The sequence below is a fragment of the Modestobacter sp. VKM Ac-2984 genome, from assembly GCF_026967985.1.
GTDB lineage: Bacteria > Actinomycetota > Actinomycetes > Mycobacteriales > Geodermatophilaceae > Modestobacter.
Map to the genome: position 1 here is coordinate 130,245 of NZ_JAPVBJ010000008.1, position 16,009 is coordinate 146,253.

Annotated in this window: 10 protein-coding genes; 9 read left to right on the forward strand and 1 reads right to left on the reverse strand. The window is 75.2% G+C overall.

The genetic code is table 11. The annotated features are described in order from the left end of the window. The first annotated feature begins 91 nt into the window (after window positions 1-91). The 9 genes from pth to O2W16_RS16695 all read left to right on the forward strand — a co-directional run bounded on the left by pth (window position 92) and on the right by O2W16_RS16695 (window position 14,850). Window positions 92-679, forward strand: coding sequence for an aminoacyl-tRNA hydrolase (gene pth, locus O2W16_RS16655; protein WP_269159933.1), 588 nt, complete (start codon window positions 92-94; stop codon window positions 677-679). 222 nt (window positions 680-901) lie between these two features. After that, on the forward strand, window positions 902-2,407 hold the full coding sequence (locus O2W16_RS16660; RefSeq protein ID WP_269159934.1) for a sugar transferase: 1,506 nt from the start codon (window positions 902-904) through the stop codon (window positions 2,405-2,407). A gap of 271 nt (window positions 2,408-2,678) precedes the next feature. After that, the gene (locus tag O2W16_RS16665; protein ID WP_269159935.1) at window positions 2,679-3,947 is read left to right on the forward strand and encodes a glycosyltransferase; all 1,269 of its coding nucleotides are present in this window, start codon (window positions 2,679-2,681) and stop codon (window positions 3,945-3,947) included. Then, entirely contained in the window at window positions 3,944-4,702 is a 759-nt protein-coding gene (locus tag O2W16_RS16670; RefSeq protein ID WP_269159936.1) for a CDP-alcohol phosphatidyltransferase family protein, read from the forward strand. Before O2W16_RS16665 ends, O2W16_RS16670 begins: the two co-directional genes overlap by 4 nt. Next, complete coding sequence (locus tag O2W16_RS16675) at window positions 4,699-5,403, forward strand: hypothetical protein (RefSeq protein ID WP_269159937.1); 705 nt, start codon at window positions 4,699-4,701, stop codon at window positions 5,401-5,403. Before O2W16_RS16670 ends, O2W16_RS16675 begins: the two co-directional genes overlap by 4 nt. A gap of 260 nt (window positions 5,404-5,663) precedes the next feature. Continuing rightward, window positions 5,664-10,277 (forward strand): PKD domain-containing protein, encoded by a 4,614-nt coding sequence (locus O2W16_RS16680; protein WP_269159938.1) that lies wholly within the window; start codon window positions 5,664-5,666, stop codon window positions 10,275-10,277. Window positions 10,278-10,440: 163 nt separating this feature from the next. Then, window positions 10,441-11,748, forward strand: coding sequence for a Coenzyme F420 hydrogenase/dehydrogenase, beta subunit C-terminal domain (locus tag O2W16_RS16685; protein WP_269159939.1), 1,308 nt, complete (start codon window positions 10,441-10,443; stop codon window positions 11,746-11,748). Beyond that, on the forward strand, window positions 11,735-13,834 hold the full coding sequence (locus O2W16_RS16690; RefSeq protein ID WP_269159940.1) for a glycosyltransferase: 2,100 nt from the start codon (window positions 11,735-11,737) through the stop codon (window positions 13,832-13,834). The genes O2W16_RS16685 and O2W16_RS16690 overlap by 14 nt, the downstream gene beginning before the upstream one ends. Next, a complete protein-coding gene (locus O2W16_RS16695; protein WP_269159941.1) occupies window positions 13,831-14,850 on the forward strand; it encodes a glycosyltransferase family 2 protein in 1,020 nt (339 codons plus the stop codon). Before O2W16_RS16690 ends, O2W16_RS16695 begins: the two co-directional genes overlap by 4 nt. Here O2W16_RS16695 and O2W16_RS16700 read toward each other — a convergent pair. Beyond that, on the reverse strand, window positions 14,817-15,851 hold the full coding sequence (locus O2W16_RS16700) for a hypothetical protein (RefSeq protein WP_269159942.1): 1,035 nt from the start codon (window positions 15,849-15,851) through the stop codon (window positions 14,817-14,819). The two genes, O2W16_RS16695 and O2W16_RS16700, sit on opposite strands and share 34 nt — an antisense overlap. Window positions 15,852-16,009 lie beyond the last annotated feature (158 nt).

The window sequence follows — 16,009 nt, forward strand, 5'->3', positions numbered from 1 at the left end:
TCCTCGGAGGACGACGCTGACCGAGAGCACGACCCGCAGGGGCGCCGGCACCGCCGGCGCCCCTGCGGCGTCCCCCGCCGCCACGCCCCCCGTGTCCGAGGGGCCCTTCCTGGTCGTCGGGCTGGGCAACCCCGGCCCCGGGTACGCCGGCAACCGGCACAACGTGGGCGCGATGGTGCTGGCCGAGCTGGCTGCCCGGGCCGGTGTCCGGCTGTCGCCCGGCAAGGGCCCGCGGGCCCGGTCGCAGTCCGGTGAGGGCCGGCTGGCCGGGCGGCGGGTGGTCCTGGCCGTGCCGTCCAGCTACATGAACGAGTCCGGTGGCCCGGTCCGCGGCCTGCTCGACTACCACCACCTGCCGCCCACCGACCTGGTCGTCGTGCACGACGAGCTCGACCTCGACTTCGACGTGGTGCGGCTCAAGCGGGGCGGCGGGGAGGGCGGGCACAACGGCCTGCGTTCCATCTCCCGGTCCACCGGGACCCGGGACTACCTGCGGGTGCGGGTGGGGATCGGCCGGCCGCCCGGTCGGCAGGACCCGGCCGACTACGTCCTCAAGGACTTCTCCGCGACCGAGCGCAAGACGCTCGAGCTGCTCGTCGGCGAGGCCGCCGATGCCACCGAGCTGCTGCTCGAGCGTGGCCTGGAGGCGGCGCAGAACGTCGTCCACCCCCGCAGCTGAGCACCGTCCGGGCGCGCCGTCGCCCGGACGGGTGGCAGCGGGCCCGGTCCCGGCCCCATCGGGTGAAGGGTCGCCGTCTGCGTTGCCTCCGTTCCTCACCGTCTGTGATGGTGGCTGAGCGTCACCAGTGCAGCTGTTCGGCCGGGTCCGACCCGGGACCGTCCAGCTCCTGCGAGTCGCCAGCGCACTGTGCGTGATCACTGCGGAGAACCTGGGGGCCCCATGCTGCTCGAACGTGCGGAACTGCCCGACACCGTCGGTCACGCGCCGTCGGGGGCAGTCCCCTCGACCCCGGCCGCGGGGCAGCTGCCGGCCACCGGTGCCCGCGCCCGGGGCACCGCCCGCTGGGTCCGGCGGCACCGCACCGGCCTGGTCGTCGCCGAGGCGCTCATCGCGGCGTCGGCAGCCGCCGTGGTGCTGCTCGCCCACGACGGGCCGGTGGTGGGCAGCGTCCTGTTCTGGGCCGGACTGAGCCTGGTCGTCGCCTGGCCGGCGCTGCTCGCCGTCACCGGTGCCTACGAGGAACGCTGGTTCGGGGTGGGCAGCGACGAGTTCCGTCGGGTCGGCCGGGCAGGGTTGCTGCTCCTGGCCGGGATGGGCTTCCTCAGCTACGCCGCCCAGCTCGACCTCAGCCGTGCGCTGGTGGTCCTCGCCGTCCCGGCGCTCACCGGCGCGACACTGGTCGAGCGGTACGCCGCCCGGCGCGTGCTGCACCGCCGGCGGATGGCCGGACGCTGCGTCAAGCGCGTCGTGGTCGTCGGGCGCGGGGGAGCGGTCCTGGACCTGGTCGACCGGTTGCACCGCACCCGGCACGCCGGTCTGGACGTCGTCGGCGTCTGCGTGACGCCGGGCGACCGCAGCCGGGTGGAGCGGGTGGCCGGCCTGCCGGTCGCCGGCCTGGACGACGTCGTCGAGCTCGCCGGCCGGCTCGGGGCCGACACGATCGCCGTCACCTCCGCCAGCGAGACGGCGTCGGCGTACCTGCGGGCGCTGTCCTGGCAGCTGGAGGGCACCGGCCTGGAGCTGCTGGTGGCCCCCGGGTTGGTCGAGGTGGCCGGTCCGCGCCTGCACATCCGGCCCTTCGACGGGCTGCCCCTCCTCTCCGTCGAGCAGCCCCGGTTCGAGGGCTGGCGCCGGGTGGTGAAGGGCGCGCTGGACCGGTCGGTCGCCTCCCTCGCCCTGCTCCTCCTCACGCCGGTCCTGCTCGCGCTCGCCCTGGCGGTCCGGCTGTCGGGCCCCGGCCCGGTCCTCTACCGGCAGCAGCGGGTGGGGCTCGGCGGCCGCCACTTCACGATGCTCAAGTTCCGCAGCATGGTGGTCGGGGCCGACCAGCAGGTCGCCGGGCTGTCGGACGGGAACGAGGCCGACGGCCTGCTGTTCAAGATCCGCCAGGACCCGCGGGTGACGCCGGTCGGCCGCTGGATGCGCCGGCTCTCCCTCGACGAGCTGCCCCAGCTGGTCAACGTGCTCACCGGGGAGATGTCCCTGGTGGGGCCGCGCCCGCCGCTGCCCGACGAGGTCGCGCGCTACGACACCTCGGTCAGCCGGCGGCTGCTGGTGAAGCCGGGCCTCACCGGGCTGTGGCAGATCTCCGGGCGCAGCGACCTGCCGTGGGAGGAGGCCGTCCGGCTGGACCTCCGCTACGTGGAGAACTGGTCGCTCGCGATGGACGTGCAGATCCTCTGGAAGACCGCCCGCGCGGTCGTCTCCTCCTCCGGCGCGTACTGAGACCCCGCCCGTCGACGCTGCGGGACGGACGGCCACGGACGACGTCGAGGGTCCTCCCTCCGGGTGATCGCACCACTGCCGAGGGCGACGCCACTCCGCGATGAGGGCAGGGTCGGTGCTGGACGGCCAGCACGGCAGCCCAGCACGCGCAGGTCGGTCGGTCCCCGCGTCCTCGTCCCGAGGTCCGCACCGACTCGGAGGAACGGAGCCACAGGACATGCCACCCAGGAGGTCGGGCGCTCTTCGCATCGCCCTGGTCGGGACGCGTGGCGTGCCTGCCCGGTACGGCGGCTTCGAGACCGCCGTCGAAGAGGTCGGCCGTCGCCTCGCGGAGGCCGGTCACGACGTCGTCGTCTACTGCCGCACCACCACCGGCGGACCCCGGCCGGCCACCCACCTGGGGATGCGGCTGGTGCACCTGCCCGCTCTGCGCCGCCGGTCGCTGGAGACCCTGAGCCACACCGGACTCTCGGTCGCGCACCTGCTCACCCGCCGGGTCGACGCCGCGATCGTGTTCAACGCAGCCAACGCGCCCTGGCTGCCGCTGCTGCGGGCCGCCCGCATCCCGGTCGCCACCCACGTCGACGGGCTGGAGTGGAAGCGCGCCAAGTGGGGCGGGGTGGGCAAGCGGTACTACCGCGTCGTCGAGGCGCTGTCGGTCCGCTGGTCCGACGCGCTGATCGCCGATGCGCAGGGCATCGCCGACTACTACCGCGACGAGTTCGCGGCCCCCACCCAGCAGATCGCCTACGGCGCACCGAAGACCGACGGCGCCGGGTCCGACCGGCTGGCGACCGTCGACCTGACCCCCGGTGGCTACCACCTCGTCGTCGCCCGCTTCGAGCCGGAGAACCACGTCGACGTGATCGTCGACGGGTACCGGCGCAGCGACGCCGAGCTGCCGCTCGTGGTCGTCGGTTCGGCGCCCTACGCCGACGACTACACCCGCCACGTGCACGCGCTCGCCGACGACCGGGTCCGCTTCCTCGGGGGCGTCTGGGACCAGCAGCTCCTCGACCAGCTGTACGTCAACTGCGCGACCTACCTGCACGGGCACTCCGTGGGCGGCACCAACCCCTCGCTGCTGCGCGCCATCGGCGCGGGTGCGGCCACCATCGCCTACGACGTCTCCTTCAACCGGGAGGTCCTGGAGTCCAGCGGCCGCTACTTCCGGACGCCGGAGGACGTCACCACCGCGCTGCACGAGGCGGAAGGCGACCCCGAGAAGCTCCGCCGCCGGGGCAAGCGGGCGCGCCTGCTCGCCGCCCGCTACGACTGGGACCACGTCGCCTCCCGCTACGAGGAGCTGTGCCGTTCCCTCGCCGCCCGGGCGTTCCCGCGGTCCCGCCCGAGCGGCCGCCGGCTGCGGCTCGGCCCGGCCGCCGGGACCCGGACCGAGGAGTGGACGCAGGTCCGGCCGGCGCCGCAGGCGCAGGGTGACGTCGCTCCGCAGCCCCGCCGGGCGCCCGCCCGGCCGGCAACCCGGCCCGCGGCCGGCGGGTCGGCGGCCGTCCCGCCGGCCCGGACGGCGCAGTCGTGACCGCCGTGTCGGGCTCCGTGGCCCGCCCGGAGGGAACGATCGCCGACACGGTGCGCCGGCTGGCCGGCGCGCAGAAGGGTGCCCAGGGCGCCCCCGCCTACTCCCGGTTCGTGAACCGCAAGCTGGGTCGGGTGCTCGCGGCGGTGGCGTTCCACGCCCGGCTCACCCCGAACGCCGTCACCGGCGTCAGCGCCGTCTGCACCTTCACCGGCATCACGGTGCTGGCTCTGGTGCCCCCGTCCTGGGCGATGGGCCTGACGGTCGCGCTGCTGCTGGTCCTCGGGTACGCCTTCGACTCCGCCGACGGCCAGCTGGCCCGGCTGCGTGGCGGCGGCTCCCCGGCCGGGGAGTGGCTGGACCACATGGTGGACGCGCTCAAGATCGCCAGCCTGCACCTCGCGCTGCTGATCGGCTGGTACCGCGCCGACCTGGTCGAGGGCGAGGCGTGGCTGCTGCTGCCGCTGGGGTTCTCCGCGGTGTCGGTCGTGCTCTTCTTCGGCACCCTGCTCAACGAGTCGCTGCGGGCCCAGCACGGTGCGCCGACCCGGGCCGCGCACACCGGCGAGCGCCCCAGCGTGCTCCGGTCGCTGCTGGTGGTGCCGACCGACTACGGGCTCCTCTGCCTGGTGTTCGTCCTGCTCGGCGCCCCGGTGGTCTTCGTGACCGCCTACGGCCTGCTGTTCCTCGCCACGGCCGCCTACCTGGCCCTGGCCTGCGTCAAGTGGTTCGGCGAGATGGGGAGGTTGACCGCGTGAGCAGCACGAGAGACCGACCGTCGATCACGGGGGCCCGGCGGCGGTGGGTGCTGGCGTCGGTCGGGGCCGCGCTCGTGGTCCTGGTCGTCGTCCTCGTCCTGGTCCTGACCGGCGACGGGGACGGCGACGGGCAGGCCTCGGCGGCGCCCGCGGCGACGTCGTCCGCCGGCCCGGGACCCGACGCGTCACCTGGCCAGAGCCCGACCTCGGCGCCGAGCTCGAGCCCGAGCGGGCCGGCGGCCTCCACGCCGGCCGCGGCGCCCACGGAGCCGGCGGGGCCCGGGCCGGTCACCGGCATCCCCGCGATGCTGGCGCCGGTGGCCCTGGACGAGGCGGCGGTGGCCGCGGACGGGGTCACGGTCACCCTCCCGGCCATCGCGGCGATCGACGCGGTCGGCTCCGGCCCGGGCAACGTCAGCGGGCCGGCCCTGGCGATCACGGTCCGGGTCGCGAACGCCACGGCCGAGCCCATCTCGCTGGACGGGCTGCAGGTCAACGTCGCCTACTCCGAGCAGGAGACGGCGGCCTCGCCGGTCAACGACCCGGCGGCTGCCCCGGCCCAGGGCGTCCTGGCCGCGGGTGCCGCGGCGGAGGGGCGCTACGTCTTCACCGTGCCCGCAGGCGAGCGGGACCTGGTCACGGTGACCGTCGGGTACACCGCCGCTGCACCGCTGCTGGTCTTCCAGGGGCCGGTGGGCTGACCACCCGCAGCCGACCGCTGCCGATCCCGTCGAGCCCGCACCCGAACACCGGGGTGCGGGCTCGACCCGCGTCCGGGCCGACCGGGCAGCGGGCACACAGCGTGACATCAACCGATCACCCTGCGTGGCGAGTGTTCACCCATCTGGCGGTCCAGCTGGGCGGAAGCACCCGTTCAGGGGGTGACGACGCCCTGATCATCACGCTTAGCATCCGAATGCCCAGTTGGGCAGCTACTCGGCGTGAGCGGGGACATCGGCACATGAACGTACTGAGGACGACGGGTCGGGCGGCGGTCGCCGGGCTGGTGAGCATGGCGCTCTTCGCCGGGTCGCTGGCTCTCCTGCCGGCCGCAGCGCGGGCCGACTCCGCGCCGGTGGACCCCGCCGACCCCCTCACCCCGGCCACCGTGACCGCCGATGCGCTGCCCACCGTGCAGATCGACGGCGTCGCGTGGTCCCAGGCGGTCGTCGGCGACACCGTCTACGTGGCCGGCAAGTTCAGCTCCGCCCGCCCGGCCGGTGCCGCCGCCGGCACGCAGGAGACGACCCGCAACAACCTCCTCGCCTACGACATCCGCACCGGCAACCTGATCACCTCCTTCGCGCCGGACCTCAACGGCCAGGCGCTGGTGGTCACCGCGTCGCCGGACGGCTCCCGGATCTACGTCGGCGGCGACTTCACGACCGCCGACGGCCAGGCCCGCTACCGGGTCGCCGCGTACAGCACCGCGACCGGTCAGCTGGTGCCGGACTTCCGGCCGATCGCCGGCTACCAGGTCCGGACGATCGCGGTCAGCGGCTCGACCGTCCACCTCGGTGGCGGCTTCTCCTCGATGAACGGTGCCCCGCGCAGCCGGCTCGCCGCGGTCAGCGCGACCGACGGCAGCCTGCTGCCCTGGGCTCCCCAGGCCGGGGCCGGGGTCAACCTCGACGGCAGCACCGCCGTCAACTCCTCCGTCATGGCGATGGTCGTGACCGACGGCGGCTCGAAGGTCGTCGTCGGCGGCCGGTTCGGCACGCTCAACGGCGTGGCGGCCAGCGGCATCGGCGCGGTCGACGCCGTCACCGGGGAGACCCTGCCCTTCGCCGTGAACCAGCAGGTCACCAACCAGGGCGACAAGTCCGCGGTCTACAGCCTGTCCACCGACGGCACCAACGTGTACGCCACCGGCTACGACTTCGGTGGGCCGGGCAACGTCGAGGGCGCCCTGGCGGCGAACGCCGCCACCGGTGAGCTCGTCTGGATGGGCGACTGCCACGGGGACACCTACTCCAGCGTGCCGATCAACGGGGCGGTCTACATCGCCGGGCACCCGCACGTCTGCAGCAACATCGGTGGCTTCCCGGAGTCCGACCCCCGGGTCTCGGAGTACGCCATCGCCTACAGCGCAGCGCCCAGCGCGACCACGGTCGGCTCGGCGACCATCCGCAACAAGCGGTTCGTCGGCGAGGCTGCGCCGACCGTGCTCGACTGGTACCCGACGTTCCTGTCCGGCACCGTCACCGGGCAGGGCCAGGCCGGCTGGTCGGTCACCGGGAACAGCCAGTACGTCGCCTACGCCGGTGAGTTCCCCGGCGTGAACAACAAGGCGCAGGCCGGGCTCGTCCGGTTCGCCGTGCCCAGCCTGGCGCCGAACGCGGTCGGGCCGGTGGACAGCCCCGCGCTGACCCCGGACGTCACCTCGTTCTCCACCGGCTCCGCCCGGGTCGGCTGGTCGACCACCACCGACCGGGACAACGGCACGCTCACCTACTCGGTGTACCGCGACGGGGGCACCGTCCCGGTGTTCCAGACCGCCACGCGGTCGGCCCACCGGCAGACCGCCAGCCGGATCGGCTTCCTGGACACCGGGCTCACGCCCGGGGCGCAGCACAGCTACCAGGTGGTCGTCTCCGACCCCTTCGGCAACACCGTGACCAGTGGCTCGACCGCGGTCACCGTGGCCGACACCGGGCCCTCGGCGGGTGGTGCGTACGCCGCGACGGTGCGCGCCGACGGCGCCGTCCACCAGTGGCGGCTGGGGGAGACCAGCGGCACCACCGCGTACGACTTCGGGACCTCGGGTCTGGACCTCACCGCCTCCAGCGGGGTCACCGGCGGACGTGAGGGCGCCCTGACCGGTGACGAGGACACGGCCGCGCAGTTCAACGGCACCTACCGCGGGCTGGCCTCCACCCAGACCGCCGTCGCCGGGCCGCAGACCTTCTCCATCGAGACGTTCGTGAAGACGACCTCGACCAAGGGCGGGAAGCTGATCGGCTTCGGGTCCTCCCGGACCAGCACGACCAGCAGCAGCTACGACCGCCACCTGTACCTCGACAGCTCGGGGTACCTGTACTTCGGGGTGTACCCGGGCCAGGAGCGGGTCCTCAAGACCCCCGGCCGGGTCAACGACGGCCAGTGGCACCAGGTCGTGGCGACCCTCTCGGCGGAGGGGATGGCCCTCTACGTCGACGGCGAGCTGGTGGCCGAGCGCGCCGACACCACCGCCGCGCAGGCCTACAACGGCTACTGGCGGCTCGGTGGCGACAAGACCTGGGGCGGGAACGGCACGTGGTTCGGCGGCCAGCTCGACGAGGTGGCCATCTACCCGACCGCCCTGACGGCTGCCCAGGTCGCCGGTCACCACACCGCGGCCACCACCGGCGAGGCGGCCAACGTCCCGCCGACGGCGTCCGCCACGGTGACCGCGGCCGATCTGGCCGTGCAGTTCGACGCCGGCAACTCCACGGACCCCGACGGCACGGTCGTCTCCTCCGCGTGGGACTTCGGTGACGGGACGACCGGCACCGGGACGACGGTGTCGCACACCTACGCGGCGGCCGGCACCTACGCGGTGACGCTGACGGTGACCGACGACGACGGCGCGACCGGCACCGTCACCCGCGAGGTCACGGTCCTCGCGCCGCCGGCCGACGTTCCGCCGACGGCGGCCTTCACGGTCGCGACCGACGCGCTGTCCGCGACCTTCGACGGCTCCGGGTCCGTGGACCCCGACGGCACGGTCGTCTCCTCCGCGTGGGACTTCGGTGACGGGACGACCGGCACCGGGACGACGGTGTCGCACACCTACGCGGCGGCCGGCACCTACGCGGTGACGCTGACGGTGACCGACGACGACGGTGTCACCGGCACCGTCACCCAGCAGGTCACCGTGACCACGGCGCCGGCTGCCATCGCGACCGATGCGTTCGGTCGGGAGGTCTCCGGTGGGTGGGGTGCGGCTGACCTGGGTGGTGTGTGGGCGATCGCCGGTGGGGTGTCCAACGCTGCGGTGAGCGGTGGGGTGGGCACGTTGACGGTGGCTCCGGCGCGGAGTGCGGGGGCGACCCTGCCGGTGTCGGTGCAGGACGTGTCGGCGCAGCTGGACGTGGCGTTGCAGGTTGCGCCGTCCGGTGGTGGGTCGTTCGTGAACCTGGGGGTGCGTCGGGTCGGGAGCAGTGACTACCGGGCGAAGGTGTGGTTCTCCTCTCGGGGTGTGGTGCAGCTGTCGGTGGTGCGGGTGGTCTCGGGTGCGGAGACGGCGCTGCGGACGGTGACGTTGCCGGGTACGTACACCGCTGGTGACGTGCTGCGGGTCCGGGTGGAGGCGGTGGGCTCGGGGACGACGACGGTGCAGGCCAAGGCCTGGGCGGTGAGCGGGACCGAGCCGGTGGACTGGCTGGTGAGCGCGACCGATGACAGTGCGGGGCTGCAGGGGGCCGGGGCGCTGTACGTGATGGGGTACACCTCCGGTTCGGCCACCGGCCCGCAGGTCCTCTCCCTCGACGGGCTGCACGTCGGGGCGCCGGGCACCACGCCGGCGCCCGCACCGGTGGACGTGGCGCCGACGGCGTCCTTCACGGCGACCCCGGCCGACCTGGCCGTGCAGTTCGACGGGACCGGCTCGGCCGACACCGACGGTGTGCTGACCGGCCACGCCTGGGACTTCGGTGACGGCACGACCGCGACCGGGACGACGGTGTCGCACACCTACGCGGCGGCCGGCACCTACGCGGTGACGCTGACGGTGACCGACGACGACGGTGTGACCGGCACCGTGACCCGCGAGGTGACCGTGGCGGCGCCGATCGAGCCCACGGACCCGACCGAGCCGACGGACCCGACCGAGCCGACGGACCCGACCGAGCCGACGGACCCGACCGAGCCGACGGACCCGACGGACCCGACGGACCCGACGGACCCGACGGACCCGACGGAGCCGACGGACCCGACCGAGCCGACGGTGGAGCAGCTCGCGACCGATGCGTTCGGTCGGGAGGTCTCCGGTGGGTGGGGTGCGGCTGACCTGGGTGGTGTGTGGGCGATCGCCGGTGGGGTGTCCAACGCTGCGGTGAGCGGTGGGGTGGGCACGTTGACGGTGGCTCCGGCGCGGAGTGCGGGGGCGACCCTGCCGGTGTCGGTGCAGGACGTGTCGGCGCAGCTGGACGTGGCGTTGCAGGCTGCGCCGTCCGGTGGTGGGTCGTTCGTGAACCTGGGGGTGCGTCGGGTCGGGAGCAGTGACTACCGGGCGAAGGTGTGGTTCTCCTCTCGGGGTGTGGTGCAGCTGTCGGTGGTGCGGGTGGTCTCGGGTGCGGAGACGGCGCTGCGGACGGTGACGTTGCCGGGTACGTACACCGCTGGTGACGTGCTGCGGGTCCGGGTCGAGGCGGTGGGCTCGGGGACGACGACGGTGCAGGCCAAGGTCTGGGCGGTGAGCGGGACCGAGCCGGTGGACTGGCTGGTGAGCGCGACCGATGACAGTGCGGGGCTGCAGGGGGCCGGGGCGCTGTACGTGATGGGGTACACCTCCGGTTCGGCCACCGGCCCGCAGGTCCTCTCCCTCGACGGCCTGAGCGTGACCGCCGCCGGCTCGGTCCCCGCCGCGGGCTGACCCGGGGGAGGGTGCACCGGGCCTCCGGTGCACCCTCCGGCCCCGGCCGGGTCACCAGCACGAGGGATGTGGTGCAGCGCCCGGCTGCGGTGGGATGGGTGGTCACCTCGACAGCCGGCCACCAGCGGTGGCGGACGCCGGGATCAACGACCGGGAGAGCTGCATGTCCGCTTCAACCAGCCCGAGGGCCACGGCCACCGGGCACCTCTCTGCAGGCAGCAGCTCCGCAGGCAACAGCTCCGTGGGCCGGGCGGTGCCGACCCTGGCCGCTGAGGTCGCCCGTGTGGTGGCCGCCGGGAACTGCTCCGGGTGCGGCGCCTGTGTCCAGCTCGACCGAGGGCTCGAGATGCAGCTCGACCCGGCCGGCCGCAGCCGCCCGGTCCCGGTCCAGCTCTCCACCCGCCGCCCGCCTGCCGGTGACGTCGTGGCGGCGTTCGACCGCTCCTGCCCTGGCCGACGGGTCGACGCGCAGGCGCCGGAGGGCTCGGTCCGGCACGACCTGCTGGGCCCGGTCGTCGCGGCGTGGGAGGCCTGGGCGACCGATCCGGACGTGCGGCACGCCGGCAGCAGCGGCGGTGTCCTGACCGCGCTGACCGCGTGGCTCGCGTCCACCGGGCAGGTCGACCAGGTCGTGGGCGCCCAGGCCGACCCCACCGACGCCACCCGGACCGTGGCGGTCGCCGTGACCGACCGTGCCGGTGCGCTCGTCGCCGCCGGTTCGCGCTACGCCCCGGTCGCGAACGCCGCACACCCGGCCGCGCTGGACCCGCGCGGGGCCGTGGTCGGCAAGCCCTGTGAGGTGTCCGCCCTGCGGGCGCTGGCCGGTGACACCGACGCACCTCTGCTGATGTCCTTCTTCTGCGCGGGGGTCCCTGCCCAGACGGCGACGACGGACCTGGTGCGGAGCCTCGGCGTGGGCGACGGCGAACGGGTGACCGACCTGAGGTACCGGGGGCGTGGGTGGCCGGGGGAGTTCACCGCGGTGACCGAGCAGCAGACCGTCCGGACCTCCTACGACGAGTCCTGGGGCCGGCACCTCGGTCCGACCACGCAGTGGCGGTGCAAGCTGTGCCCCGACGGCACCGGGGAGAGCGCCGACCTGGTCGCCGGCGACTTCTGGCACGCCGACGACCGCGGGTACCCGGTCTTCGCCGACGACGCCGGGCGCAGCGTGCTCATCGCCCGCACCCGCCGGGGGCGTGAGCTGGTCGAGCGGGCCGTGGCCGCCGGCGTGCTGACCGTCGGCCCGGTGGACCTGGACGCCGTGGTCGCCGTCCAGCCGCTGCAGGCCGACCGGCGCCGGACCCTCGCCGGCCGGCTGGTGGGCAACGCGCTGGCCGGCCGCCCCGTCCCGCGGTACCGGGGCTTCGGCCTCCTCGGGCGGGCGTGGCGGTCTCCCCGGGACACCCTCCGGGCCGCCCGCGGCACCCGGGCCCGGGTGCGACGGGAGTCGTCACGTGCACGCAGCTGAGACGACGACGCCGGCTGCGGGGCCGATCGGCATCGTGGTGGTGAACTACGGCTCGCACGCGCTGCTGGCCGAGAACCTGGACAGCGCGCCGGAGCTGGGACCCGACGTGCGGGTGGTCGTCGTCGACAACCACACCACGGCGGCCGAGCGCCGGTCCCTGGTCGAGCTGGGCCGGGTCCGTGGCTGGGACGTGGTCGGGCTGCCGGACAACCGCGGCTTCGGTGCGGCGACCAACGTGGGGGTGGCGCGCGCCCGTGCCCTGGGGTGCGTCACCTTCCTCTGCCTCAACCCCGACGCCCGCGCCACCCCGGCCGTGGTCGCCGAGCTGCGGGCGCACAGCCTGCGCGAACCGCTGACCGTGCTCAGTCCGCTGATCACCTCCTCGGCCGGCGAGCTGGTGTTCAGCGGGTCGACGCTGTCGCTGCGCGACGGGCGCATCCGCGGAGCCCGCTCGCCGCGCCCGCCCCTGCCGGACGGCGAACCGTGGTTGACCGGGGCCTGCCTGGTGGTCCACGCCCAGCTGTGGGACCGGCTGGGCGGCTTCGACGAGACCTACTTCCTCTACTGGGAGGACGTCGACCTCAGCCACCGGGCCCTCGCCGCCGGTGGCCGCCTGGAGGTCCGCTCGGACCTGCGGGTGGTCCACGACGAGGGCGGCACGCACGGTGCCACCCGGACCCGGGGGAAGTCGGCCCTGTACTACCGCTACAACTGCCGGAACCGGCTGGCCTTCGCCGCGCGGAACCTGTCCCGCCCCGACCTGCTGCGGTGGCTCGCCGCCACGCCGCGGGTCAGCTGGGAGGTCCTGCTGCGGGGTGGCCGCCGGCAACTGGTCGAGTCCCCGCGGCCGATGTGGGCCGCGCTGCGCGGCTCGGTCGAGGGGGCGGTGCTGGCGCTGGCCGCCCTCGTCCGGCCGGTCCGCCGCCGGCCGGCCGGCGGGCACCGAGGTCCCCGTCGGGTGCTGCTGGTCCACCCCGGGTCGGAGCTCTACGGCTCCGACCGGGTGTTCCTGGAGTCGGTCGCGGCGCTCGTCGCGACCGACCAGGTGGTCGTCGCGCTGCCCGGCCCCGGCCCGCTGGCCGACGCGCTGCGCGAGCTCGGCGCGGAGGTCGTGACCTGCCGCATGCCCGTGGTCCGCAAGAGCGCCCTGCGCCCGGTCGGCGCGCTCGCGCTGCTCGGCGACGCGGCCGCGGGCCTGCTCCCGTCGGTGCGGCTGCTGCGCACCGCGGGCCGGGACGGCGTCTACGTCAGCACCCTGACCATCCCGCTGTGGGTGCTGCTGGCCCGGCTGCTGGGCCGGCGGGTGGTGTGCCACGTGCACGAGGCCGAACGCGGCGCCCCGGCGCCGGTCCGCCGGCTGCTCACCCTGCCGGTCACCTGGGCCTCCGCGGTCGTGGTCAACAGCCGGTTCAGCCTGGGGGTGCTCGCCGAGTCGGCGCCGCGGGTGGCGGGCCGGGCCACCGTCGTGCACAACGGCATCCCGTCCCCGGCGACCGTGCCGCCGCCCCGGGCCGAGCTGACCGGAGGCGTCCGGCTGCTCTACGTCGGCCGGCTGTCGGCGCGGAAGGGACCGCAGGTGGCGGTCGCCGCGCTGGAGGAGCTCCGCGCCCGCGGGGTGCCGGCCCGCCTGGACCTGCTGGGCGGGGTGTTCCCGGGCTACGAGTGGTTCGAGGCCGAGCTGCGGGAGGCGGTGTCCGCCGCGGGGCTGGACGGGCAGGTCGCCTTCCGGGGCTTCGAGGCCGACGTCTGGCCGGTCCTGGCCGCCGCCGACGTCGTCCTGGTCCCGTCGGTGGTGGACGAGCCGTTCGGCAACACCGCGGTCGAGGCGGTCCTGGCCGCACGGCCGCTCGTCGTCAGCGACAGCAGCGGGCTCCGGGAGGCCGCTGCCGGGTACGCCTCGGCTCGTGCGGTGCCCCCGGGCCGGCCGGCCGCCTGGGCCGAAGCGGTCGCGGAGCTGGTGGCCGACTGGCCGACGGTGGGCCGGCTGGCGGTCGAGGACGCGCAGCTCGCCCGGGCCCGGCACGCCCCGGAGACCTACCGGGCGGAGATCGCCCGCCTGCTGCACCACACCTGGGACGCCCGGTGACGGCCGGGCGGACACCGTCGTCGGTCACCGTCGCCGTGCTGACGTTCCGGCGACCGGAGACCCTCGCCGCGCTGCTGCCCGAGCTGGTGGAGCAGGCGGCCGAGGTCGCCGGGGGCGGTGGCGCCCGCGTGCTGGTGGTGGACAACGACCCGGCCGGCAGCGGGCGCAGGATCGTCGAGGACGCCGTCTGGACGGGCTCGCCAGGCGTCGGGGTCGACTACGTCCACGAGCCGACGCCGGGGATCGCCGCAGGCCGGAACCGGGCACTGGCGGAGTCCGACGGCAGCGAGTTCCTGGTCTTCATCGACGACGACGAGCTGCCGCACCCCGGCTGGCTCCGCCACCTGCTGGCCACCCAGCGCGACTCCGGGGCCGCGGCGGTCGCCGGCACGGTCACCTCCCGCTTCCCGGCCCCGCTGCCGACCTGGATCGCGGCGGGTGGCTTCTTCGACCGTCGCCGGCTACCCACCGGCACCCCGCTCGACGTCGCGGCCACCAACAACCTGTTGCTGCACCTGCCCCGGGTCCGCGCGGCCGGCCTGCGGTTCGACCCCGCGTTCGGGCTCAGCGGTGGAGAGGACACCCTGTTCACCCGGCAGCTCGCGGCTGCCGGCGGCGCGCTGGTGTGGTGCGCGGAGGCCGTCGTCACCGACGTCGTCCCGGTGGAGCGGGCCCGCCCGGAGTGGGTGCTGCGGCGGGCCTTCAGCTCGGGCAACTCGGTCACCCGGGTCGCCCTGGTGCTGGCCCGCGGCCGGCGCGGCCGGCTCGTCGCCCGCGCGCAGGGCTGGACCGCCGGTGGTGTGCGGGTGCTCGGCGGAGCAGCCCGCTGGGCGCTCGGTGTGGTCACCGCCGACGTCCGGCACCGGGCCCGCGGCGCCCGCAGCGCCGCCCGTGGCGCCGGCATGCTGGCCGGGACCGTCGGGCACGCGTACCAGGAGTACGGCACGCCGGTCCGCGGCCGGGCCGGTCAGCTGCGGGCCGGTCAGCTGCGGGCCAGGGCCACCGCTCGCCGGTAGGCGGCCAGGTGCGCCCGGCCGGCGGCGTCCCAGTCGCGCGCGGACAGGTCGGGCGGGGGGACGTCGCCGCGGGCGCGGACACCGTGCAGTGCGCCGACCAGGTCCGCGGACTCCAGCTCGCCGTCGTAGGTCCACACCCAGCCCGGGCCGACCTCGTCGGCCAGGGCCCGGGTGACGTCGTTGGCCGGGACCAGCACCGGACGGGACAGCGACAGCGCCGTCAGCGCGCCGCCGGAGTTGTGCATCTCCCGGTAGGGGAGCACGACCAGCTCGGCGGCGGTCACCTCGACCACCAGGTCCGCGTCGTCGAGGAACTCCAGCCGCAGGTGCACGCGGGGGTCGGTGCCCGCGGTGCGGCGGAGGGTGTCGGCCAGCTCGTCGCTGGAGGGCCGGCCGGCGACGTGCAGCGACAGACCGCCCTCGATGCGGTCGTCGGGGGTCGCGGCGACCACCTCGGTGAGTCGTTCGACGCCCTTGTACCGCCGGACCAGCCCGAAGAAGGTGACCCGCCCGGGGACCACCTCGGCCGCGGGGAAGCGGGCGAACCAGTCGCGGTAGTGGCCGTGCACGATCAGCTCCGCGGGCCGGCCGGCGGCGACCTCGGTGCTCTCGTTGAGCCGGATCCGCAGCGTGGTCAGCCGCTCGGCCAGCCGCAGCAGGGCCACCTCGCACCGGGAGATGCCCTGCGGCAGCTCCAGGTTGTGCACGGTGCGCACCAGCGGCGTGCGGGTCAGCCGCAGCCGGGCCAGCAGGAGCAGGAACAGCACCTGACGGACCAGCGCCTTCAGCGGACTCTGCCCGGCCACCAGGATCTCGGGCCAGTGCACGTGGAAGACGTCGCAGCGGCGCAGCAGTGCCCGGCGCCAGCTGAACGTCCGCAGCTCGACGCCCTCGAGCGCGGCCAGGCTGCGGCCCAGCATGACGATGTAGGGGTTCGTCGTGGGCCGTGGCGTCGGGAAGGACTGCTGGACGACGAACCCAGGAGAGGACGGATCCGGCACGGTGCTCCCAGCCTCGGGAGGCCGACGGTCGCCGGCCCGACTCGAGGAGGGTAGGAGCCCGGGGGACCGGCGGGCGACCGGCGCTGACCCGGTCGGGGGAGAACGCCCTCCGGCCTCCCCCGGACGGGGGGTCAGCGGGCCGGACCGGGGCGAGAGCG